The organism is Streptomyces sp. NPDC048197 (assembly GCF_043202395.1).
Classification (GTDB): Bacteria; Actinomycetota; Actinomycetes; order Streptomycetales; family Streptomycetaceae; genus Streptomyces; species Streptomyces siderophoricus.
Genome location: NZ_JBIDAJ010000022.1, coordinates 88,065 through 109,632 on the forward strand (window position 1 = coordinate 88,065; position 21,568 = coordinate 109,632).

The following is a 21,568-nucleotide window of genomic DNA, read 5'->3' on the forward strand; positions in this document are numbered from 1 at the left end:
CCGCCTCGATGGCCTGCCGTGTGAGGAGCTCTATGCCTCAGAGTACGTGTCCGCGTACCTCCCCCGCACCCCCGTTCTGTCGCCCGTCCTCGAAGGCGGGGCGATAGGCATGGCGCGCATACGCACCATCAAGCCGGAAGCTTTCGCTTCCGAGTCCCTCGCCCAGGTGTCCCTCGCCGCCGAGCGCACCTTCTTCGGCCTGCTCACCCAGGCCGACGACCACGGCCGCTTCCGCGACCAGGCCGCCGTCATCGCCGGACTGCTGTGGTCGCTGCGCCCCGAGCACGGCCCCGTGGGCGTCGAGGACGACCTGACCCAGCTCGCCGGCGCTGGTCTGATCTGCCGGTACGAGGGCGAGGACGGCAAGCGGTACCTGCACATCGTCACCTGGCGCCGCCACCAGAAGATCAACCGGCCCAGCGGCGTCCGGCACCCCGCCTGCCCGCACCACGATGGGGCACCGCGCAGTGAGCCCGCACGGGCGTCGCAGGGAGCCGTCAAGTCGTCCTCCGTGACACCTCACGGAGGGCTCACCGAAGCCTCCCGTGAAATGCGCGAGCCTTCCATGACACGTGACGAATCCGCAGGTCAGGACGGATTCCGTAAGCCCTCCACGAGGGCTCAGGGAGGACTCACCGAGCCCTCAGTGAGCCCTCATGGTCCGGATCTAGGACCTAGGATCCTGGATCTAGGATCAGTACCTGTGGGGGCCGCAAGCGGCCCCGCGCCGGACACCGTCTCGGCCAAGCAGCTGATCGGGGAATTCGTCGCCGCGTGCGCCCACCGACCGCCCGAGAAGGTCCTCGGCCATCTCGGACGCGAGGTCAACCAACTCCTCGGCGAGGGCATCGCGCCCGCCCACATCCGCGCCGGGATGGAGCGCCTGCGCACCAAGGGTCTGAGCCCCAGCGTGCTGCCGAGCCTCGTCAACGAGGCCATGAACGCCACGCCGCCCGCGTCTCGTGCGGCGCACCGGCCCTGGACCAATCCCACCGACGTTGAGGCCGCCTACGGGGGTGAGCTGTGACCGCAGTCGCCACCGCCACCGCCACCCGCGAGCCGCAGCGCGCCGGTGCCCTGGCCGACCGGCTCCACGCGATCCTCAGCGACCGAGGCATCGACCCCGATGCGGCTACGGCCAAGGAGCCGCCGAGCGAGCCGGTCACCGCGCTGGAGCTGGCCGACGCCCGCATCCCCGCCCGCTACCGGCGCGCCCTGGCCGACCACCCGCAGATCACCGCCTGGTGGACGAGATCGCCCGCACCGGGCGCAAGGGGCCTGGTGGGGCGCCCGGCATCGCGGAGGGCCCGTCGCTGCTGATCGTCGGCCCCACCGGCACCGGCAAGACCCACCAGGCGTACGGCGCGGTGCGCTCGCTTCTGGCCGCAGGCGTCCGGCTGCGCTGGGAAGCCACCACCGCAGCCGACCTCTACGCCAGCCTGCGCCCCCGCCAAGGCCACGACCCCGAACGCACGCTGTGGTCCCTGGGGCGCTGCCCGCTGCTGATCCTCGACGACCTCGGCGCGGCCAAGACCAGCGAGTGGACCGAGGAGCTGACGTACCGGCTGATCAACCGCCGCTACAACGAGATGCTCCCCACTCTGGTCACCACCAACCTGCCCATCGCCGAGCTGCGCGAAGCCGTCGGCGACCGCGTCGCCTCCCGCCTGGCCGAGATGACCCAACGCGTCCTCCTCAACGGCACCGACCGCAGAAGGCACTCCGCCTAGGCCCTCGCGCCTGCGTCCTCGCCCCGCAACCCTTCTCCGCCTACACCAGGCCGCCCACTGGTGCGGCGGACTCCCCGGAGACCCCGTATGACACACCCCGCCCTGGCCACCCCTGCCCCAAATCCCACGCCGCAGGCTGTTGATGAACGCCGCGCCACCGCCTGGGACCGCGCCGCCATCACCACCCTCGGCGCCGCAGGCTGCGCCCTGTCCTACGACGCCCTGCAGCAGATGGCCACCGCCATCCACATCCGCCGACTGCTGACCTACCTCTTCCCCCTCGTCATCGACGGCTTCATCGCCTACGGCGTCCGCGCCCTGATCATCCTGCGCACCGCCCCCTTCCGCTCACGGCTCTACGTCTGGGCCCTCTTCGGCACCGCCACCACCGCCAGCATTTGGGCCAACGCCCTCCACGCCGTGCGCCTCAACCAGCAGGACCTGGGACCGGGTCTGCGCCTCGGCGACCTGACCGTCGGCGTGCTCTCCACCCTCGCCCCACTCGCCCTCGCCGGAGCCGTCCACCTGTACATCCTCATCGCCCGCCACACCCCGCAATCGGAACCCCCGGCGCTCGACTGCACGGAACCGGGACCACACCCACGCGACTGCACGGAAACCGGCCGCCCCCACCCGGAACCCCAGGACGAGGCCGACGATCCCGAGCAACGCCCTCTCCCGGAGGCCACGGTCGGCCGCCGCTACGGACGGCCCCCAGGCGCGGAAATGAACGTACTGCTCGACATCGCACGCAAGGCCACCGACGCCCACGGAAGGTCCTCCCGCGCCGTGGTCCGCGACGCAGTCCGCAAGGCAGGACTGACCATCGCCGAAGGCCGCCTCACCGAACTCATGAACCGCCTGCGGACCGAGGCCGACCAGCCCGCGGACCACGACCGCACCGCCTGACCGGATATCCGGTCACCCCACCCGTCCGCCCTCGCGGACCAGCCGACCCTCTGCCCAGCGACCGGCACGGTCCTCGCCCACAGGCGCCGCTCCGGCCATGGCCCCCCTCGCCGGTCCGTCCACCAGCCCGCCAGCGGACCGGCTCATCCCCACCCCAGCCCCGCCCAACGGAGAACCACCCCACATGCACACCCCGAACCCCGATAGCCTCACCCACCACGACCCCACACAGGCCCACACCCCTGCCCCAGGCGGAGCAAGTTGTACCGGGAGCAATGCTCCCGGAAACCCCGCCCCTGAGGTGGCGGGGACTCCTCGGCACCAGGGGGCGCCGAAGGGAGAGGCTGCGACCGAGGGCGGACCGCAGACCAGTCAGGGGGAAGTGCCGAAGCCCCTGTCGTCCGTGCGCCAACGTCCCCGCGAACCGAAGCTGCGCGAGCACCAGCCCAGCTGCCGCATGAACCCCGCCGAGTACAGCCTCCTCAAAACCGCTGCCAAGCGCTGCCAGATGACCGTCGCCGGGTTTCTCGCCCACTGCGCGCTCAAGGCCGCCCGCGACCTGGACCGCACCGCCGCAGACATCGCCACCGAGCGAGAGATCGTCGAGGAGCTGTTCGCCGCCCGCCGCTACCTCGGCCGCATCGGCGGACTTCTCAACCAGGTTGCCAAGGCCCTCAACTCCGGTGCCGATGCTCCGCAGCTCGACCAGATACTCGACGCCGTCACCCGCGCGGCCCGCCGCACGGAAGCCGCCGCCGACACCGTCTCCCGCCACCACGACGGCAAGGCCGCCGCGTGATCCCCAGCATCCACAAGCAGGGCAGCAAGACGAGCGGTCTGATCCGCTACCTCTACGGTCCCGGCACCCGCGAAGAGCACATCGACCCGCACCTGGTCGCCGCCTTCGACCCGCTCACCCCCGACCCCGGCCGCAACCCACAGGCCACCTTCGAGCAGCTGCAGCAGCTGCTCGACCAGCCCCTCAACGCCCTCCCCAAACAGCGCCGCCCGGACAAGCCCGTCTGGCACCTGTCCGTGCGCACCGCTCCCGAGGACCCGATCCTGTCGGATGAGGACTGGGCGGCCATCGCCCGCCGCATGGTCGCCGCCACTGGCATCGCACCGGATGGTGACGAGAGGGCATGCCGGTGGGCGGCCGTGCGGCACGCCGACGACCACATCCACATCATCGCCACCCTCGTCCGCGACGACGGGCGCCGCCCCCGTCGGCACAAGGAAGCCCGCCGTGCCCAGACGGAGTGCCGCAGCATCGAAGCCGACTACGGGCTGCGTCGCGTCGCCCCCGAGGACGGCACTGCTGCCAAGCAGCCCTCCAGGGCCGAGCGTCATAAGGCCGAGCGCCTTGGTCAGAAAGCCGCCTCACGTGAGCTGCTGCGTGAACACGTCCGCCGCGCCCTGGCCGGCGCAGCGAACGAAGCCGAGCTCTTCGACCGGCTCGCCGCCGAAGGCGTACGCATCAACAAGCGCCTCGCGCCCTCCGGCGACGCGCTCGGCTACAAGGTGGCCAAGGTCGGCGACCGCAACGGCGACAAGGAGCCCGTCTGGTACTCCGGATCGGAGCTCGCACCAGACCTCTCCCTGCCTCGGATCCGCAAACGGTTCGCGGCCACCGCCGACATGCCAGAGCCTCCCGAGGCCCTGGAACACAGCGGCGCCTCGGCTCCGGCGCGTGCCCGCCACTTCGCCGCCGAAGCGACCGAAACGGCCCTGGCCTCGATGACATCCCACGACGACGGCACGGCAGCGGCCCAGCTCATCGGGGTCGGTGAGGTCCTTGACGCCCTCGCCCAGACGACCCCCGGATCCATGCGAGCCGAACTGCGAGAAGCAGCGCGCCATTTCGAGCGCGCCACCCGCTCCCACACCCGCGCCAAGGATGAGGAGATATACGCCCTGCGCCGCGCGGCCAACCAGATCGTCCACTCCGGGCCCGCCCTCGGACGCGGCCAGGACGGCGCCGCCACCGCACTGGTCCTCGACGTCATGATCCTGGCCGTCATCGCCGCTGCCCGCTGGCACGCCGCCCGCAGCCACGCCCAGCAGGCCGAGGCCGCCCAGCGCACCGCCGATCACCTGCGCGCCGCCTACCAGGCGACCACCGCAACACCGTTGGCCACCCTGCGCACTTACGGCCGGCGCCTTCCCACCCAGACCCAGCAGCGGCACACCCACACGGTCCGCACCGCTGTCCCCCACCTCGCCGACCGACTCCAGGCCGAACCCGGCTGGGACGCGCTGACCGCGATGCTCGACCAGGCCGACCGCGCCGGCCACGACACCGCCACGCTGCTGACCAAGGCCGCCGCACAACGCGAACTGGACAGCGCAGACTCGGTCAGCGACGTCCTCGTCTGGCGACTGCACCACCTCGGCTACGTCACTCCGCCCGCGTCCGCACCTCGGTCCCAGCGTCCTCGGACCGCGCCCGCTCCGGTCCCCGCCACGGCCGCCGTCGCCCACCAGGTGGTGAACCGACCCCGGCGACGGTGATCACTCCGGCCTCGACACCTCTGGGGTGAGCAGTTCCAGCGCCTCCTCCCAGCGGAAGCGGTCCGCCCCACCACCGGCTTTGGGCTGGTGAGGTTCATACGCCCCGATCAGGACGCCCATCTCGCGCAACCGGTCCAGGCTCTGCCGGTACGCGGGGTGGGCAGCCTGGGCGGAATTCAGGTATGGGAGGGCTGCGGTGGGAATGCCGAAGCCGTACGCCTCGCACAGGATGCCCACCGCCAGGGTGTCGGAGATCCCGGCGGCCCACTTGTTGATCGTGTTGAACGTGGCCGGGGCGACCGCGATGGCATCGGCGGGTGGCAGCGGCCGGGGCTCGCCCGGAGTGCGCCAGGCGGAACGGATCGGATAGCCCGTCTGAGCCCCGATCGCCTGGACGTCTATGAAGCCGAGCGCTTGCGGAGTGGCGACGACACCGACGTCCCAGTGCCGCTCCTGTGCGGCAGTGATCAGCTTGCCGACATCGCCCGCGATCCCGGCCGCGCAGACGACGACGTACAGGAACGGCTTCTTCGGCTGGTCGGGCTGGTCACTCACGCGGGTACTCCCAGCTGTCGGCTGAAGTGGTGCAGTTCGGGCAGGGCGCGGCGGCGGTCACGGGCTGCCATGTCGGCGACCAGTTCCCGTACGGCAGGCCGGCGGATGTCCTGCGCCGCGCAGCTCTCCGCGATCCGCAGGGCCTGGTAGCCGTCGGCCAGCCTCCCCTGCTGACTGTAGGCGCGAGCCGCCTCGACCCATAGGGCGGCCCGTCGCTCGGGGACCGGGATGTGGCGTCGCATGAGGGGACCGGCCGCCTCCAGGGCCACGCCTGCGTCGCCGAAGGTGACAGCGGCACTGACTGCGTGGAGGGCGACGTTGGTGGGGCTGAAGTTCGCCCAGGCGTCGGGGCGGTCGAGATCGACGTAGCGGGCGACGTCCTGTGCCTCGGTGAGGAAGTCCTTAGTGGCGGAGCGGTCGCCGCCGCTGCTGGCGGCTGTGACGCCGCGCAGGAGCAGGAGGCCGAGGGCCGCGAGGTAGCGCGGGGAGCGCTGGTCGTAGGCGCCGGTGAACTGGTCGGCGGTGTGGCGGACCAGGGTGACGGCCTGGGCTGAGTGCTTCTCACGGGCCAGCACGTGGGCGTGAACGCGGACGCTTGAGGCCAGGACGACGGGGTCACCGCAGCGTTCGGCTTCGGCCATGGCGCGGCCGACGGCGAGCCAGGCGTTGCCGTGATCGCTGAGCTTGAGGAGCAAGCTGGCGGAGGTCTGGTACGCGGTGGCCAGCAGCCCGGCAGCGCGAGTGGATCCGGTCGCCGCGTGACGGAGATCGGTGATCAACGCAGGCAGCGCCCGCTCCAGCTCGGTGTAGTCGCATGTACAGAACAGCCGACGGGCCGCGGCGACCCGTTCACCCAGCTCCGGTACGTCCTGAACGTCTCTGGTGGCAGCGGGTATCGGGCCGGGGAGAAGAGAGTGGATGAGGGCGCCGTGGCCGGCGGTGGGCATGCTGGGTGCCGCGAGCGCGGCGACGCTCGCGGCGAGGAAAGTACGGCGGTGCATGTCCTCTGTCTCGGGGTCGCAGGTGCTGGTTTCCGGCGTGGCGGCGAGGCCGACCGCAGGCAGGGGGATGCCCAGTTCCAGTGCGGCTGCACGCACCACCCGGGAGTCCTCGGTACCCCGGCCCTGCTCCAAGCGGCTCACCTTGGACTGGTGGTAGCCGAGCGCGGCGGCGACATCCGCCTGGGACCGTTTCGCGAGCGCTCTCGCCCGCCGGATCACTTCGCCGATCCGTCTCGCCTCGTCGTAAGCATCGACCATCTGCGCCACGGCCCCTTCCGCCGTCGCCGATCCTGCCTGCTCAACCGAGCGTAATGGCAACCGACTTGGCTCTCATGCAGGACCTGCATAAGTGATGCCGCACCGGCGCCCGAGGTGGTCCGTCGTGCACTGGCGACGGTTCCGTGGTGTGGCCGCACTCGCTTGGGAGGCCGCCCATGGAATCGCAGCACCTCAGCTTCGCCGTACCCGGCACCGCACCCGCCGTGGCAACTGCGCGGCATCAGCTCGTCGCCGAGATGCGTGGCTGGGGCCTGCCAGCCGACAGCGATGCATTGAACGACGTTGAGCTGATGGCCGGCGAACTGCTCTCGAACGCTGTGCAGCACGCCGGTTCCGGCGTCATCACCCTGATCGCCCGCTGCGATGGCAACGCCCTACGGGTCGAGGTCAGCGACAGCAGCCGCGAGCTGCCCCGGCCCCGGTCGCCCAGCAAGGACGACGAGCACGGCCGGGGCCTCTGCATCGTCGCGGCCCTGGCCGACCGGTACGACGTCGAGCCGACCGCGTCAGGCAAGCGGTGCTGGGCCGAAGTCCGCCTACCAGCAACGCCAAGTTCCCAAGCCACAGCACGCATTCCACTTCCGAGGAGACAACTGTGACAACCGCCCGGACGCCCGCCGTGACCTCCGAGGTGATCGCCATCCGCCCCGGACCGCCGCTTTCCGGGACCGTGACCGTCGACGGTTCCAAGAACGCCGCCTTGCCGCTCCTCGCCGCGGCGGCCGCTCTGCACCGGCCCGTCCAGCTGTCCAACGTCCCCGCCAACGCGGACGTCCAGGCCATGCTCACCCTGCTCCAGCACGCAGGCCACGGCGTCACCCACCCAGTCGGCAAGCCCAGCACGGCCGTAGTACTGCCGAGCGACGGTACGCACATCGCGCCGGAACTCCACGACACCGCTGCCCGTATCCGTGCCTCGTACTACCTGGTTCCTGCGCTCCTCGCCGTCCACGGGCGGGCCGTGTTGCCCTGGCCGGGCGGCTGCCGGATCGGTGAACGCGGCATGGATCAGCACTTCAAGGTGTACGAGGCGTTCGGCGACCGCACGCTCGTCAACGACCACGGCTACAGCGTCGAAGCCGGCGAGAGCCGCACCGGCTCAGTATCGGTGATGCTGCCGTTCCGCTCCCGTGGCGCGAGCATCGCGGCCATTCTGCGGGCCGTCGTCGCCGGGTGCCCGCTGCGGCTGGGTCAGCCGAACCTCTCGCCCGAAGTCACCAGCGTCCTGCAGGCGCTGCAGGTGGCCGGCTGGGAGACCCGGGCCGACGAGCGCGTTCTCGCCCTGTCCCCGCCTGCGTCTCCCTCGCAGGAACCAGTGGTCTGGGCAGTGCCCGGGGACAAGATCGAAGCAGGCACCCTGGCCTGCGCCATCGCGGCCACCCGAGGAAACGGCCGCATCGAGGGGGTGCACGCCAAAGACGTGGCCCCCATGATGGCCGCGCTCCGTTGGCTCGGCGTCCCCGTCGACGCCCATCAGGGCACCCTCATCGTCCGCGCCGAGGGCACCCGGCCCACCCATCAGCCCCTACGAGCCATCGCCTCACTCTCTCCCGGCGGGCTCGACGCCGATTTCGAGCCCGCCTTGATGGCCCTGACGTTGGGCATGCACGGCACCCATCTCTTCGCCGACGCGATCAACCCTGGGCGTCACAGCAACCTGATCCCCCAGCTCGCCCGCCTCGGCGCCGACATCCACCAGACCTCCCCCACCCAGTGCCGCCTGACCGGACCACAGCAGCTGACCGGCGCCGGAGTGGAAGCCACCGACATCCGCACCGGCTCGGCCCTGCTCATCGCCGGCCTCACCGCCCGCGGCGTCACAACCCTCGGCGGCCTCGAACAGCTCCGCCGAGGCCACGCCGACCTGCCCACCAAGCTGCTCGCACTCGGCGCCGACATCTGCGAGGTCACCCCGTGACGCGACAGCTCCGGAAGATCGTGGCCACGACCGATGTCCACTCCTCGTTCGACAACGCCCTGCCGATGCTGACCCACCTGCATGCCCTCCGACCAGAGGCGCTGATCGTCGACTGCGGAGACTTCTTCGAGGGCAGCGGCTACTACCGGCTCGGCCACGGCCGCATTGAGCAGGCGGCGTTCCTTGGCCTCTACGACGTGATCGCTCCGGGGAATCACGGCTGGAGCCACCACTTCGAGCCTGCCCTTCGGCAGCTCACTGTGTGCGCAAACGCCGTCGATGCCGCCACCGGCCAGCCGCTCTTCCGCCGCCTGCACGCCACCTGTATCGACGGACGACGCATCGCGGTCACCGCGGTCATCGGAACGCGAGCGTTCCACTCCATCCCCATGGACCAGCGAGCCGACCATCGCGTCACCGAACCGGACCGGGCTCTCCGCGAAGTGATGCTGGCCCACCACCACGAGATCGACTCCTGGGTCGTACTGAGCCACTCGGGCTTCGACGAGGACCTGAAGCTGGCCGCCGTCTGCCCCTTCCTCGACGTGATCTTCGCCGGGCATTGCCACAGCGGCCAGTACGGCCCGAACCATGTGGGCGCGACCCTCATTCTCAAGGGCCGGGAACTCGGGGTCGGCTACGCGCTCGCCGAACTCTCTGGCACCCGATGGACCGCCCGCACTGCTCGCTTCCCCAGTACCAGCACAGCAGCACTACCGCCCTACCTCGCCGTCATCCGTGAACAGATCGAGGACCTCAAGGACCGGCTGGCTCTTCCACTCGGTGCCATCGCCAAGCCGTACCGAGGTCAGTTACTCGATCGCCGACTCCTCCTGAGCGACCTTGCCGCCCGCCTCCACACCGGCCTCGGCGCCGACACGGTCATCCTCAACGAGACCGCCCTGCGGCCCACTCAGCTCGGCGATGTCCTCACGCTCGGCGACCTGCTCACCATCGAGCCCTTCAACAACCAGCTGGTCCATGCCCGCATCCCCGATGCGCTGCGCAACAGCCCTCGCGCTCTGATGGACCACCTCACCGAGAGGGCGGGCCCCTTGGTCACCGAGCCGAGCCCGCTGCCACCACAGCTGCCGACCGCGCTGACCACCGACTACCTCGCCGAGAGCCACCTGGGCGGCCGCACCCACCAAGCCGGCCTGCGTCTCCGCCAGGCCATCCAGCGCCTCCTGACCAGAGGGACTCAACGATGATCCTCACCGGCCCCGAAATCACCATGGCCGCGGCCGACGGGCGCCTGCGCATCACCCCCTTCGACGAAGCGCAGGTCAACCCCAACAGCTACAACGTCCGCCTGGGCCCAACACTGCTCACCTACACCACCCCCGTTCTCGACGCCCACCGCCCCAATCCGACGCACCGGATCGACATCGGCACCGACGGATACATCCTCCGACCGGGCCAGCTCTACCTCGGCCACACCATCGAAGAGGTCGGCTCCGACACCTTCGTCCCTCTCCTCTTCGGACGCTCCTCCGTCGGACGTCTCGGTCTCTTCGTCGAGATCACCGCCCCGATCGGCGACATCGGATTCCACGGCCAGTGGACGCTGATGCTCTCCCCCATCCGGCCGTTGCGCGTGTACGCCGGCATGAAGGTCGGACAGATCATGTTCTTCGTTGCCGTCGGCCCCGTCACGCCGTACTCGGGCAAGTACCAGACCGCCACCGGCCCCCAGTCTTCCGCCTACTGGCAGGACCTCGCTCCCCTGGAAGCTGTGGCGCCGTGATCCTCACCGGCCCCGCCATCGCCGCCGCCCGTGCCGCGGGTGAGATCACCATCGACCCGTACGACCCCGACAGGCTCTCCCCCAACGCCTACGACTGGCGGCTCGGTGACAACCTGCGTATCTGCGGCGGAGATCTCGACGCCGCCGCCCCCACCGACTCCACTGAAATCGCCATCCCACGGACGGGGTTCGTCCTGCAACCCGGCGTGCTGTATCTCGGCATCACCCACGAGAAGACCGGCTCGGAGACCTACGCGCAGTTCCTCAACGGCAACCGAGCCATCGGCGCCCGCGGCATCTGGGTCCACGTATCCGCCCCGCTCGGCCACCAAGGTCACGCCATCCACTGGACCCTGGAAATCCGTACCAGCCAGCCGGTCCGCGTCTACCCGCGCATGACGTTCGGCAAGCTCGTCTTCCTGCAGGCCCTCGGCGCCACGGTCAGCTACCAGCAGCACGGCCTCAAGTACACGGCCAGCCAGGGAATCGAGACATCCCGCCTCTACGAGGAGATTCCCGGGGGCCGACCATGAGCCCCGACGTGGCCACCGCCCTCGACCTGCCCTTCCCCAGCCCCGGCGGAAGCATCGAACTCTTCCTCGACCTCTATACGGGCGCCCAACCCCTCATCCCCGCACGAGCATTCATGCTTGCCCCCAACGGGCGTTCCCCGCACACGCCTCCTGGCTTGGACCTCCTCCCCGTCACCGGCAAATGCTTGAAGGGGCCTGCCCTCCGCCAGTACATCTCCGACGTACGCCACGCTCTGGTCTCCGCCATCGACCCAGCACAGATCAACGTCCTTCACCTCCACCACCTCGCCTTCGGCGCGACGCCCGCACTCATCCAGGCCCTGCCCACGCATCCCCGCATCGCCCTCGTCCACGGAACCGATCTGCTCTTCGCCGAGACCCACCGAGACCAGTTGGAACTCCTCCAACAGTCCTCCCGTGCCGCCGACGCGATCGTCGTCCCCACCGGCGCCATGGCCGACCGGCTGCTCCGTCTCGCCCCGAAGACCAACCCGCGAAAGATCGAGAAAATCCCGTGGGGCATCCCGGACCATCTCCTCGCCAGCCCGCCTCCCCGAGCGGACCACCGCCACACTGCCCGGCTACGGCTGCTGTACGCCGGCCGTCTCACCGCCGAGAAGGGCGTCGAGACCCTGCTTCGAGCTCTCCCGCTCACCAGCGCCGTTGAGCTGAGCATCGCCGCCCCACCAGCGCAGTTCCGCACCCTGGTTCCGCTGCTGCGACACCTGGGGGTACGAGCCCGATACCTCGGCTGGCTCCGCCGTCCACAGCTGTGGAAAGCGTTCGCCGATCACGATCTGCTCGTCATGCCTTCCACCACTCTGGAGGCCATGGGCCTGGTCGCCCTTGAAGCGCAAGCCTGCGGCCTACCCGTCCTCTATCAACCGATCCCCGGCCTGAACGAGTCCCTCGCCGCCTCCGGCATGGCCACCGACTTCACCAACCCCAGCGCCCTCGCACAGGACCTCAACCGGCTCCACACCACGCCCGGCCTGATCCCCGCCCTCCAGGCAGCAGGCCAGGCCAACGCAGCCCGCTACCCCCTCAGCGCCACCGCCGCCGCCTTGACCAACCTCGGCGATCAGCTCAGCTGACGACACCGTGGCGCAGCCGGTCCCACCCCGGCCGCGTCACTAACCTGACCATCGGGAAACCCACGGCACACGATCGGGAGACCATGACGCTCGACATCGACAGCATCGACAAGCTCCTCCACAACGGCGTCCGCGACAACGTCTACCCCGGTGCCGTCTGGGCCATCGGCGACGCCATCGGTACGAAGGCGAACGGTGCCATCGGACTCCTCGACCCGACGCGGCCCGATCAGCCGATGCGCCTCGACACGGTCTTCGACATTGCCAGCCTGACCAAGATCCTCGCCGTCTGGGCCTCGATCGGGACACTCGTCGAGGACGGCAAGCTCCAGCTGAACGAGCCACTGGTCAACCTCTGGCCCGAGGTCACCGGCCACCCGCTCAGTGAGGTCACCGCCCACCAGCTCCTGACCCACACCGCCGGCCTCCCCCTCCGGGCCAACCTCAAGAACCTCTACGGAACCGACGCCCAGGACATCCGCGACGGCGTCCTCCACGAGGCTCTGCACCGGCCACCCGGCGAAGCCGTCGAATACACCGACCGCGCCGCCCTCATCCTCGGCTACCTCGCCGAATACCTATCGGGCCAGCGGCTCGACCAGGTCGCCGAAACCCGCATCTGGCGCCCTCTCGGGATGACCGAGACATCCTTCGGCCCCCTGCCCGGCCACTACGCCGTACGCTCCGCGCCGACCGAGCTGAACGACGAGGCAGGAATTCACCTCAAGGGCACGGCCCACGACTTTTCCGCCCGGCTCCTCAACGGCGTGTGCGGCATCGCCGGCGTTTTCTCCGTCCTTGAGGACCTCGCCACCTTTCTGCGCTACATGCTCGATCCGACGGTCGCGCAGGAGCAGCCCGGCTTCGGCCCCGACTGGGTGGCGAAGTCTCTGCAGATCCACACAGGGAGACTGACGCCGGAGCGGGGCTTGTTCTGGCACCCAGCCGCCGGCACCGTTCCCGCGACCGACGACGTCTGGGTGCACTACGGATTCACCGGCACCGGCATGTGGATCTCACCGTCCAAGAACCACTGGGCGGTCCTGCTCACCAACAAGCTCTACTACACACGGGACCGGGAACCCTTGACCGCAGTCCGCAACGCGTTCCGCGCCGAGGCATTCCTGTAGCGCCGGCTTCCGTCAACCTCCCCAGAAACTTCTCTGCACGTCAGCCGCAGCGCCGTCGACGGCAGGCGCCCAACGCCGGGAATGCAGGACGCATCACCGATGCGCGTGCCCCGTGGCCCTTGTCCTGGTAGAGGCCGATCGTTAACCGCACGCTAACCGTGCGCAGCGCGGGCCCTGGCCGGACGGCTCCTAGCGTTGGAGGAAAGGCGGAAATACTGGGCGACGGGCAGCCGCCGCCCTCGCTGGGAGGTGTCGGCCATGCGTCGTCCATTCGCTGCCGCCGCGGCCGGCCTGGTGCTCGTCGCCGGAGCCGGAGCCGGAGCCGCGGCCTGTTCCTCTGCGGCCTCGCCGCCACAGCACGCGCCGTCCTCCACGGCGCCGGCGCCCGCCGACTCGAATCCCCCTGGAGACATCCCCGATACCCAGGTGTACGTACCGTGGTCGCCGCCCGGCGGTGGGTTCACGGTGAAGGTGCCGGAGGGATGGGCGCGGAACGCCCAGGGCTCGGCGACGGTGTTCACCGACAAGTTCAACAGCGTGCGGGTGGAACGCGTCCACACGACGACCGCTCCGACGGTGAACTCCGTACGCGCCAAGGACATTCCGGCGATCCGCGCCGCGAGCACCCACTTCTCGCTGGTCAAAGTGGTCGACGTACAGCGCAGGGCGGGCCGGGCGGTGCTGGCCGAGTACCGCGTCTACTCCGCTCCCAACCAGGTGACCGGCAAGCGCGTTGCCCTGGACGTCCAGCGGTATGTGTTCTACAAGCCGCACAAGGGCGAGGCCGTGCTGACGCTGTCCGGCGGGGTGGGGGCCGACAATGTCGATCCCTGGCGGACCGTCACGGACTCCTTCCGGTGGTCCTGATGGCCGGGCCCGTCCTCATTGCCCATTCCCTCTACCGATTCTTTCGTGCCGGTGAGGAGGAGACGTTCGCGCTGCAAGGCGTCGGACTGGAGGTCGGGCGCGGCGAGACGGTGGCGGTGACGGGGCCGTCCGGGTCGGGGAAGACCACGCTGCTGAACTGTCTGGCGGGGCTCGACGAGCCGGACGGCGGCACGGTGCGGGTCGTCGGTGAACGGCTCAGTCACCGCGCCGAACGCGAGCGCGGCGGTATCCGGGCGCGGCACATCGGGATGCTGTTCCAGACGGGCAATCTGCTGGACCACCTCACCGTGCGGGACAACGTCGCACTGGTGCAGCGGCTGGCGCCCGCCCGGACGCGTATGCCGCCGCAGGAGCTGCTGGATCGGGTGGGGATCGGTCGGCGCGCCGGTGCCCTGCCGGGTGAGCTGTCCGGAGGGGAGGCGGCACGCGCGGGTCTGGCCGTCGCGCTGGCGAACGCGCCGGATGTGCTGCTCGCCGACGAGCCGACCGGTGAGGTGGACGCGGAGACGGAGCGGCGGCTGCTGGCCCTGCTGCGCGAACGTGCCGCCGCGGGTGCCGCCGTGGTCGTGGTCACCCACAGTCGGGCCGTGGCGGGGGCGGCCGACCGGGTGCTGCGGCTGCGGGACGGGAGGTGGGCGTGATGGACGCGCCTATGACCCCGGCCACGACGGCCGTGCGGGACACCGGCACGCCGCTGGTCCGCTGTGAGAACGCGGCCCGGACCTACGGCAGGGGGCCGGGCGCCATCGTCGCCGTTCACGGCCTGAGCTGCGCGGTTCCGCCCGGCGCCCGGATCGCGGTGGTGGGGCCGTCCGGGTCGGGGAAGTCCACGCTGCTGCATCTGATGGCAGGGCTGGACAGCCCGACGGCGGGCCGGGTGAGCCACCCCGGCCTCGGCGCCGGGATTGCGGAGCACCTCGCCCGGTACATCGGCGTCGTCTTCCAGGGCCCGAGTCTGCTGCCCCCGCTCACCGCCGCCGAGAACGTCGCGCTTCCGCTGCGGATCGACGGTGTACCGGAGGACGAGGCGGAGACCCGGGCGCGGTCGGCACTGGCACGCCTCGGGCTGGAGGAGCTCGCGCGGCGGCTGCCGGACGAGCTGTCGGCGGGGCAGGCCCAGCGGGTCGCCGTGGCCCGTGTGTTGGCGCGTCGGCCGCGGCTCGTCCTGGCCGACGAGCCGACCGGGCAGCTGGACCGCGAGACCGGCCGTCGGGTGCTGTCGGTGCTGCTCGACGCGGCCACAGAGCTGAGTGCGGCGGTGCTGGTCACCACCCATGATCCGCGGGTGGCACGGGAGTTGGGCGTCCGCTGGTACATGGCCGACGGGCGGCTGATCCGGCCGGAGTCGGACGACACGACGGACGGCACGACGGATGCCACGACGGGCGGTCCGGCGAGTCCGCTCCGGCGATCCCGAGGGAGGGGAAGAGCCATGATCAGGATCTGGCTGGCCGGTCTGCTGCGACGGCGCAGCGGGCGGCTGCTCGGGGTGGCGGCCGGGGTGGCCCTGGCGGTGGCGCTGCTGGCGGCGCTCGGCGGCTTCCTCGGAGCCACGCGGGCGACGATGACGGCGCAGTCCGTGCGCGGGGTCGTGGTGGATTGGCAGGTGCAGGCGGCGAGCGGCGCCGATGCCCGACAGGTGTTGACCACCGTGCGGCACACGCCGGGCACGTACGCGGCGCTGCCGGTCGGGTACGCCGACACCAGCGGTCTGAGCGCCACCGCCGGTGGTACCTCCCAGACCACCGGGCCCGGCGTGGTGCTGGGTGTTCCGGCCGGTTACCGCACGGCGTTCCCGGGCGAGATCCGCGTACTGGCCGGACGCGGGAACGGGGTGCTGCTGGCCCAGCAGACCGCCGCGAACCTGCACGCGGCCCCTGGTGACACGGTGGCCGTCGGTCGGGCGGGGCTGCCGCCGGTCAAGGTCCGCGTGGACGGCGTGGTGGATCTCCCGTACGCCGACTCGCTGTTCCAGAAGGTCGGCGCACCGCCGCAGTCGCAGCCGACGGCGCCCCCGGACAATGTCGTGCTGCTGCCGCAGCCGCGCTGGCACGCGGCCTTCGCCCCGCTGGCCAAGGCCCGCCCCGGTCTCGTCCACGACCAGGTCCACGCGCGGCGCAGCCACGCTCTTCCGCCCGACCCGGCCGTCGCCTACACCACGGTGACCGGCAGCGCACACCACACGGACCTGCGACTGGCCGGTACCGGTGTGGTCGGCGACAACCTCGGCGCGGTGCTGGATGCGGCCCGGTCGGACGCCCTGTACGCGCAGATGCTGTTCCTGTTCCTCGGCGTCCCGGGCGCGGTGCTGGCCGGGGCGCTCACCGCGGCGGTCGCCGGTGCGGGTGCCGCACGGCGGCGGAGGGAGCAGTCCCTGCTGCGGACGCGTGGCACCTCCGCCGGACGGCTGCTGGCGCTCGCTTCCGTGGAGGCCGGGATCGTGGCCGTCGTCGGCGGGGCCGTGGGGATCGGGTTCGCGGCGTTGTTGGGGCGCACGGCCTTCGGCACGGCCGGAACGCTCACCGCCGGGTGGGCGCTGGCCGCGCTCGCCGTCGGCGCGGTGATCGCCGGCGGGACCGTGCTGGTGCCCGCGCGCCGTGACGTCAAGGCGGCCACCGTCGTGGCCGGACGGGCGACGGTGGAGCGACGCCGGGTGCCGCGTACTGCGTGGTGGGTGCTGGCCGTCGCGCTGCTGGCGGGGGCGCTGGCGGTCTTCCGGATCACCAGCCGTACGAACTATGCCTTGGTCCTCGCTCCCGAGGGCACGCCCACCCTGTCGGTGGACTACTGGGCGTTCGCCGGTCCGGCCCTGCTGTGGACCGGTGGGGCACTGCTGGCCTGGCTGCTGACGGACCTGCTGCTGCGGCGGGGCCGGCCTGTGCTGGCCCGGCTGCTGCGACCGCTGACCGGGGCCCTGTCCGGCACGGCCGCGGCCAGCCTGTCCCGGCAGCGGGGCACCGTGCTGCGCGCCGTGGTGCTGCTCGCCCTGGCCATCGCCTTCGCCGCATCGACCGCCGTGTTCAACTCCACCTACCGCCAGCAAGCCGGAGTCGACGCGGTGCTCACCACCGGCGCCGACGTCACCGTCACCGAATCGCCCGGCTCCTCCGGGGGTGCGGCCGACGCGGCACGACTGGCGTCCCTGCCCGGCGTGCGGAGCGTGGAGCCGCTGCAGCACCGCTTCGCGTACGTCGGGCCCGACCTCCAGGACCTGTACGGGGTGCGGCCGTCCACCGTCGTCGGCGCGGGCCGCCTCCAGAACGCGTACTTCTCCGGCGGCACCGCGCGGCAGCTGATGGACCGGCTCCAGCGACAGCCCGACGGGCTCCTCGTCAGCGCCGAGACCGCCAACGACTTCCAGCTCCACCCGGGCGACCACATCCGGCTGCGCCTCCAGGACAACCGCACCCACCGGCTGCGCCCCGTGGCGTTCCGCTTCATGGGCGTCGTCAAGGAGTTCCCGACCGCTCCCAAGGACAGCTTCCTGGTGGCCAACTCCACCTATGTCACCCGGGCGACCGGCAGTGGCGCGGTCGGCACGCTGCTGGTGGACACCGGTGGGACCGGCCAACGCGCCGTGGCCCGGCACGTCCGGTCCGTGCTCGGTCCCACCGCCCACGTCACCGACCTGCCGTCCGCGCGCACCGTGACCGGGTCCAGCCTCACCGCCGTGGACCTGGGTGGGCTCACCCGAGTGGAACTGGGGTTCGCCCTGGTCATCGGCGCGGCGGCAGGCGGCCTGGTGCTCGCCCTCGGCCTCACCGAACGGCGCCGCACCCTGGCCCTGGCGTCCGTGCTGGGCGCCCGGGGGCGGCAGCTGTCCGGATTCGTGTGGAGCGAGGCCGGCCTGGTGGCGGTGGCGGGCGCGGCCGGCGGCGTCCTCCTCGGCTGGTCGCTGTCCGAGGTTCTGGTCAAGGTCCTCTCCGGCGTCTTCGACCCGCCCCCGGCGGCCCTCGCCGTGCCGTGGGGCTACCTGGGCGCGCTCGCCGCGGCCGTCGCTGCGGCCCTGGCCGTGGCGGCGTGGACGGCGGTACGGCACGCCCGGCGCCCACCGCTCACGGAGCTGCGGGAACTATGACGGCGCCACCGCATGACACCGTGTCACGGGGCGGATTCCTTCCCCCCGCCGGCGACCAGCCAGGTGAAACGCGGATGCGGGGTTCTCCTGGAGACCATCAGGCGCCCGCCCTCGGCCTCCGCCAGGGACCGGGCGAGGGCCAGCCCGATCCCATGACCGCCGCCGTCGGCGTCGCCGCTGCGCCGCGCGAAGACGTCCTGCCCCTCGGGCAGGCCGGGGCCCTCGTCCGCCACATCCACGGCGAGCGCCCCGGCCGCGTCCCGAGCGGCGACGGTCACCGTGCCGCTGCCATGGCCGAGCGCATTGGCGAGGAGCACATCCAGGATCTGCCGCCCGGCGCGCGCCGAGCCGACCGCGTCGGGCAGCGCCTCCTCCACGGTGATCCTCAGCGGCCGGGCCACGGCCGCCAGCTCCCCGTGCCAGCGCCGCGCGGCGCCGTCGAGCAGCGCCACCACGTCGAGCGGCGCCTGCTCGGGCATGTCCCGGGCCAGATCCAGAAGATCGTCCAGCGTGGTCTCCGTGCTGGTCAGCGATTCCAGGGCGGCGCGCAGCGCAGCGTGCGGGCCGCCCGATGCCTGCGCGCTCTCCAGATCCAGTCGCACCTGGGTCAGCGCCGTGCGCAGCTGGTGCGAGGCGTCCGCGCTGAAGGCCCGCTCACGCCGCAAGAGTTCCTCGATGCGTGCGGCGGCGCGGTTGAGCGCGCTCGCGACCTCGTCGGCCTCCGGCAGACCGGACGGCGCGGCCCTGGCCGTCAGATCGCCGGTTTCCAGCCGGCCGGCCGCCGCCGCCAGCGCCTCCAACGGGCGCGCCAGACGCCTGCTGGACCGCACCCCCAGCACGGCGCCCACGCCGACCGCGACCGCGGCCAGTGCGAGCATGCCGGCCCAGGTCAGCGCCGCCCGGCGCAGCGGCCCGTCCGCCGGTGAACTGGCCCGCACGACCGCCCGTACCCGCTCGCCCGACCCCACCGGAACCGCCGCCACCAGCCGATCGCCCAGCTGGGACGGCGAGGCCCGGCCTGCCAGGGCGTCATGCACCGGGCCGTCCCCGCGCGCGGGCCCGGCCCCGACCACCAGTCGCGCCCCTTCGTCGTACACCCCGACCCGGGTGTCGGACTCGACGCGCGGCAGCTCCATCGGGTCGCGTGGATGGTGCACATCCGCCGGGACGGTCACCGCCACCCGGTCGGCAAGTTGCTCCAGCTCGCGCACCTCGTCCTGCCGGTACAGCCGCAGCGTCGCCACGGCCAGCGGTACGGAGAACAGCACCACCGCGCACACCACCGCGACGACGACCGCCCGCAGGATCCGGCGGCGCACGGTCAGCGCTCCCCGGGCGGTTCGAGCCGGTAGCCGAAGTGCCGCAGGGTGGTGATGCGCACCCTGTCGCCCAGCTTGCGGCGCAACGCTGCCACGTGGACGTCGAGCGTCTTGGTGGGACCGAACCAGTTCTCGTCCCATACATCGCTCATCAGGTCCTCCCGGCTCACCGCACGGCCGGCGGAGGCGGCCAGCCGGACCAGCAGGTCGAACTCCTTGGGTCGCAGCTCCACCTCGCCCGCCGGGGTGAGGCAGCGCCGGGCCGTGCGGTCGATCAGCAGGGAGCCGTGCCGGATCCGGCCGGGGCCGCCTTCCTGGCCCGGATCGGCACGCCGCAGATGGGCGGCGATCCGCGCCTGCAGCTCGGCGAGCCGGAACGGCTTGGTCAGATAGTCGTCGGCCCCCGACTCCAAGCCCTGGATCACATCCATTTCCTCGGTACGCGCCGTCAGCACGATGATCACGGCCCCCGGCAGACGATCCCGCAGGCTCCGGCACAGCTCGAACCCGTCCACGTCCGGCAACCCGAGATCCAGCAGCACCAGCTCGGACGGCCCTCGCTCGGCACGGGCCAGCGCCGCCGCGCCATCGGGGCACCAGTCACAGTCATGACCTTCGGCGCGTAGCGTCACCGCGAGCCGGCCTCCGATGGCGTCATCGTCCTCGACGATCACAATCCGTGCCACATCATCACGCTAGCTGTGGCCACGACTCCGTACGACCCGGTGGCGGAGTGCATGGCAGTCATGATCGGGCCTGGGGACGGCGAAACCGAGGAGGACGGCGCGCGTGCACAGGATGCGTTCAGGTTGCGGGTGGCGCGGTCGGGCGCCATTCCCCCGTCCGGGCGCTTCGTGCGGGCGACCGGGCGGCTTCCGGATGCGTACAGGTTATGGCTGAGAGGTTCGGGTGGCCTGCGACGTACTACTCCACAGTGATGCCTCGTAGCTGAACAAGACATTGCCTCGTGCCTGCCCCCACCAGGAGAGATCGAAAGTGGAAAAGTCCGAATTCCTGACCGACTTGGATATCGCCAGCGCCGACCGATCTGTCATGAAGAAGCTGCCGGAGGTGACCCTGGCCTTCTGGATCATGAAGATCGCCGCCACGACCCTCGGCGAGACCGCCGGTGACCTCTTCGCCCAGACCCTCAAACTCGGATACTTCCTCACCACGATCGCGCTGTTCCTGATCTTCGTGGTCACGCTCGTCGTCCAGCTCCGCTCCCGGCGCTACAACCCGTTCTTCTACTGGACCGTCATCCTGTCCACCAGCATGGCCGGGACCACGATGTCCGACTTCATGAACCGGGACGCGAGCGCCAAGTTCCTCACCGGCGGGGCCACTTCGCTGGGCTGGGGGCCGCAGGGCCTGGGCCTGGGGTACCCCACCGGCGCAGCGATCCTGATCTCGCTGCTGATCGCCATCTTCATCATCTGGAAGTACACCGGGCTGACGTTCTCCATCCGCGACATCGTCACCTTCCGCGCGGAGGCCCTCTTCTGGGCAGCGATCCTCGTGTCGAACACACTGGGCACCTCGATGGGTGACTTCCTGTCCGACAGCTCCGGACTCGGCTACGCAGGCGGTGCGCTGCTCGTCGGGGGCGTACTTGCGGTACTCGTCGCCCTCATGCGGGTGCCTGCCGTGCCGAACGTCCTGCTGTTCTGGGTCGCCTTCGTGCTCACCCGCCCCCTCGGGGCCACCGCCGGCGACTTCCTCACCAAGCCCCGCGCCAAGGGCGGCCTCGACCTCGGTACGGCGGGCTCGTCGGCCGTACTCCTCACCATCCTCATCGGCCTCATGGGCTACGCCCACGTGCAGGAGCGGAAGGACACCGCCCGTCGGGAAGAGAAGCTGGCAGGCGTTTCCTGAA

General features: G+C 71.2%; 19 protein-coding genes and 1 pseudogene. 16 read left to right on the forward strand and 4 right to left on the reverse strand.

The annotated features are described in order from the left end of the window. The first annotated feature begins 109 nt into the window (after positions 1 to 109). The 5 genes and pseudogenes from ACGF4C_RS26295 (at position 110) to ACGF4C_RS26315 (ending at position 5,150) form a co-directional block, all read left to right on the forward strand. Entirely contained in the window at positions 110 to 1,027 is a 918-nt protein-coding gene (locus ACGF4C_RS26295; protein WP_393569267.1) for a hypothetical protein, read from the forward strand. Then, positions 1,024 to 1,730, forward strand: a pseudogene (locus tag ACGF4C_RS26300) (ATP-binding protein). Before ACGF4C_RS26295 ends, ACGF4C_RS26300 begins: the two are co-directional and overlap by 4 nt. An 87-nt stretch (positions 1,731 to 1,817) precedes the next feature. Continuing rightward, positions 1,818 to 2,639 (forward strand): DUF2637 domain-containing protein, encoded by an 822-nt coding sequence (locus tag ACGF4C_RS26305; protein ID WP_393569268.1) that lies wholly within the window; start codon positions 1,818 to 1,820, stop codon positions 2,637 to 2,639. Between the two features lie 403 nt (positions 2,640 to 3,042). Beyond that, positions 3,043 to 3,438: a plasmid mobilization protein gene (locus tag ACGF4C_RS26310; RefSeq protein WP_393569269.1), complete on the forward strand. Its 396-nt coding sequence runs from the start codon at positions 3,043 to 3,045 to the stop codon at positions 3,436 to 3,438. Continuing rightward, entirely contained in the window at positions 3,435 to 5,150 is a 1,716-nt protein-coding gene (locus tag ACGF4C_RS26315) for a relaxase/mobilization nuclease domain-containing protein (RefSeq protein WP_393569270.1), read from the forward strand. The genes ACGF4C_RS26310 and ACGF4C_RS26315 overlap by 4 nt, the downstream gene beginning before the upstream one ends. On the opposite strand, the gene ACGF4C_RS26320 is transcribed toward ACGF4C_RS26315, so the two are convergent. Further along, positions 5,151 to 5,705, reverse strand: a complete 555-nt coding sequence (locus ACGF4C_RS26320; protein ID WP_393569271.1) for a flavoprotein — start codon at positions 5,703 to 5,705, stop codon at positions 5,151 to 5,153. Continuing rightward, positions 5,702 to 6,964, reverse strand: a complete 1,263-nt coding sequence (locus ACGF4C_RS26325) for a multiprotein-bridging factor 1 family protein (RefSeq protein ID WP_393569272.1) — start codon at positions 6,962 to 6,964, stop codon at positions 5,702 to 5,704. Before ACGF4C_RS26325 ends, ACGF4C_RS26320 begins: the two co-directional genes overlap by 4 nt. Positions 6,965 to 7,140: 176 nt before the next feature. On the opposite strand from ACGF4C_RS26325, the gene ACGF4C_RS26330 reads away from it, so the two are divergent. From ACGF4C_RS26330 to ACGF4C_RS26375, 10 genes are all read left to right on the forward strand, one after another. After that, positions 7,141 to 7,584: an ATP-binding protein gene (locus ACGF4C_RS26330; RefSeq protein WP_393569273.1), complete on the forward strand. Its 444-nt coding sequence runs from the start codon at positions 7,141 to 7,143 to the stop codon at positions 7,582 to 7,584. Further along, positions 7,581 to 8,903 carry a UDP-N-acetylglucosamine 1-carboxyvinyltransferase gene (locus ACGF4C_RS26335; RefSeq protein WP_393569274.1) on the forward strand — a complete coding sequence of 441 codons (1,323 nt, stop codon included), beginning with the start codon at positions 7,581 to 7,583 and terminating at the stop codon, positions 8,901 to 8,903. The genes ACGF4C_RS26330 and ACGF4C_RS26335 overlap by 4 nt, the downstream gene beginning before the upstream one ends. Continuing rightward, positions 8,900 to 10,114: a metallophosphoesterase gene (locus tag ACGF4C_RS26340; RefSeq protein WP_393569275.1), complete on the forward strand. Its 1,215-nt coding sequence runs from the start codon at positions 8,900 to 8,902 to the stop codon at positions 10,112 to 10,114. The genes ACGF4C_RS26335 and ACGF4C_RS26340 overlap by 4 nt, the downstream gene beginning before the upstream one ends. Then, the gene (gene dcd / locus ACGF4C_RS26345; protein ID WP_393569276.1) at positions 10,111 to 10,650 is read left to right on the forward strand and encodes a dCTP deaminase; all 540 of its coding nucleotides are present in this window, start codon (positions 10,111 to 10,113) and stop codon (positions 10,648 to 10,650) included. The genes ACGF4C_RS26340 and dcd overlap by 4 nt, the downstream gene beginning before the upstream one ends. Further along, positions 10,647 to 11,183, forward strand: a complete 537-nt coding sequence (locus ACGF4C_RS26350) for a deoxycytidine triphosphate deaminase (RefSeq protein WP_393569277.1) — start codon at positions 10,647 to 10,649, stop codon at positions 11,181 to 11,183. Before dcd ends, ACGF4C_RS26350 begins: the two co-directional genes overlap by 4 nt. Next, positions 11,180 to 12,277, forward strand: coding sequence for a glycosyltransferase family 4 protein (locus ACGF4C_RS26355; protein WP_393569278.1), 1,098 nt, complete (start codon positions 11,180 to 11,182; stop codon positions 12,275 to 12,277). Before ACGF4C_RS26350 ends, ACGF4C_RS26355 begins: the two co-directional genes overlap by 4 nt. 83 nt (positions 12,278 to 12,360) lie before the next feature. After that, the gene (locus ACGF4C_RS26360) at positions 12,361 to 13,407 is read left to right on the forward strand and encodes a serine hydrolase domain-containing protein (protein ID WP_393569279.1); all 1,047 of its coding nucleotides are present in this window, start codon (positions 12,361 to 12,363) and stop codon (positions 13,405 to 13,407) included. A 258-nt stretch (positions 13,408 to 13,665) separates the two neighbouring features. After that, a complete protein-coding gene (locus ACGF4C_RS26365) occupies positions 13,666 to 14,274 on the forward strand; it encodes a hypothetical protein (RefSeq protein ID WP_393569280.1) in 609 nt (202 codons plus the stop codon). Continuing rightward, the gene (locus tag ACGF4C_RS26370) at positions 14,274 to 14,936 is read left to right on the forward strand and encodes an ABC transporter ATP-binding protein (protein WP_393569281.1); all 663 of its coding nucleotides are present in this window, start codon (positions 14,274 to 14,276) and stop codon (positions 14,934 to 14,936) included. The genes ACGF4C_RS26365 and ACGF4C_RS26370 overlap by 1 nt, the downstream gene beginning before the upstream one ends. Next, positions 14,936 to 18,373, forward strand: coding sequence for an ATP-binding cassette domain-containing protein (locus ACGF4C_RS26375; RefSeq protein WP_393569282.1), 3,438 nt, complete (start codon positions 14,936 to 14,938; stop codon positions 18,371 to 18,373). The genes ACGF4C_RS26370 and ACGF4C_RS26375 overlap by 1 nt, the downstream gene beginning before the upstream one ends. Before the next feature lie 23 nt (positions 18,374 to 18,396). Here the strand turns inward: ACGF4C_RS26375 and ACGF4C_RS26380 are convergent, their stop codons facing one another. Then, entirely contained in the window at positions 18,397 to 19,692 is a 1,296-nt protein-coding gene (locus ACGF4C_RS26380; protein WP_393569283.1) for an ATP-binding protein, read from the reverse strand. 2 nt (positions 19,693 to 19,694) lie between these two features. Continuing rightward, positions 19,695 to 20,378, reverse strand: a complete 684-nt coding sequence (locus ACGF4C_RS26385; RefSeq protein WP_393569284.1) for a response regulator transcription factor — start codon at positions 20,376 to 20,378, stop codon at positions 19,695 to 19,697. 310 nt (positions 20,379 to 20,688) lie between these two features. Between ACGF4C_RS26385 and ACGF4C_RS26390 the strand changes: the two genes are divergently transcribed. Continuing rightward, a complete protein-coding gene (locus ACGF4C_RS26390) occupies positions 20,689 to 21,567 on the forward strand; it encodes a hypothetical protein (RefSeq protein WP_393569285.1) in 879 nt (292 codons plus the stop codon). Position 21,568 lies beyond the last annotated feature (1 nt).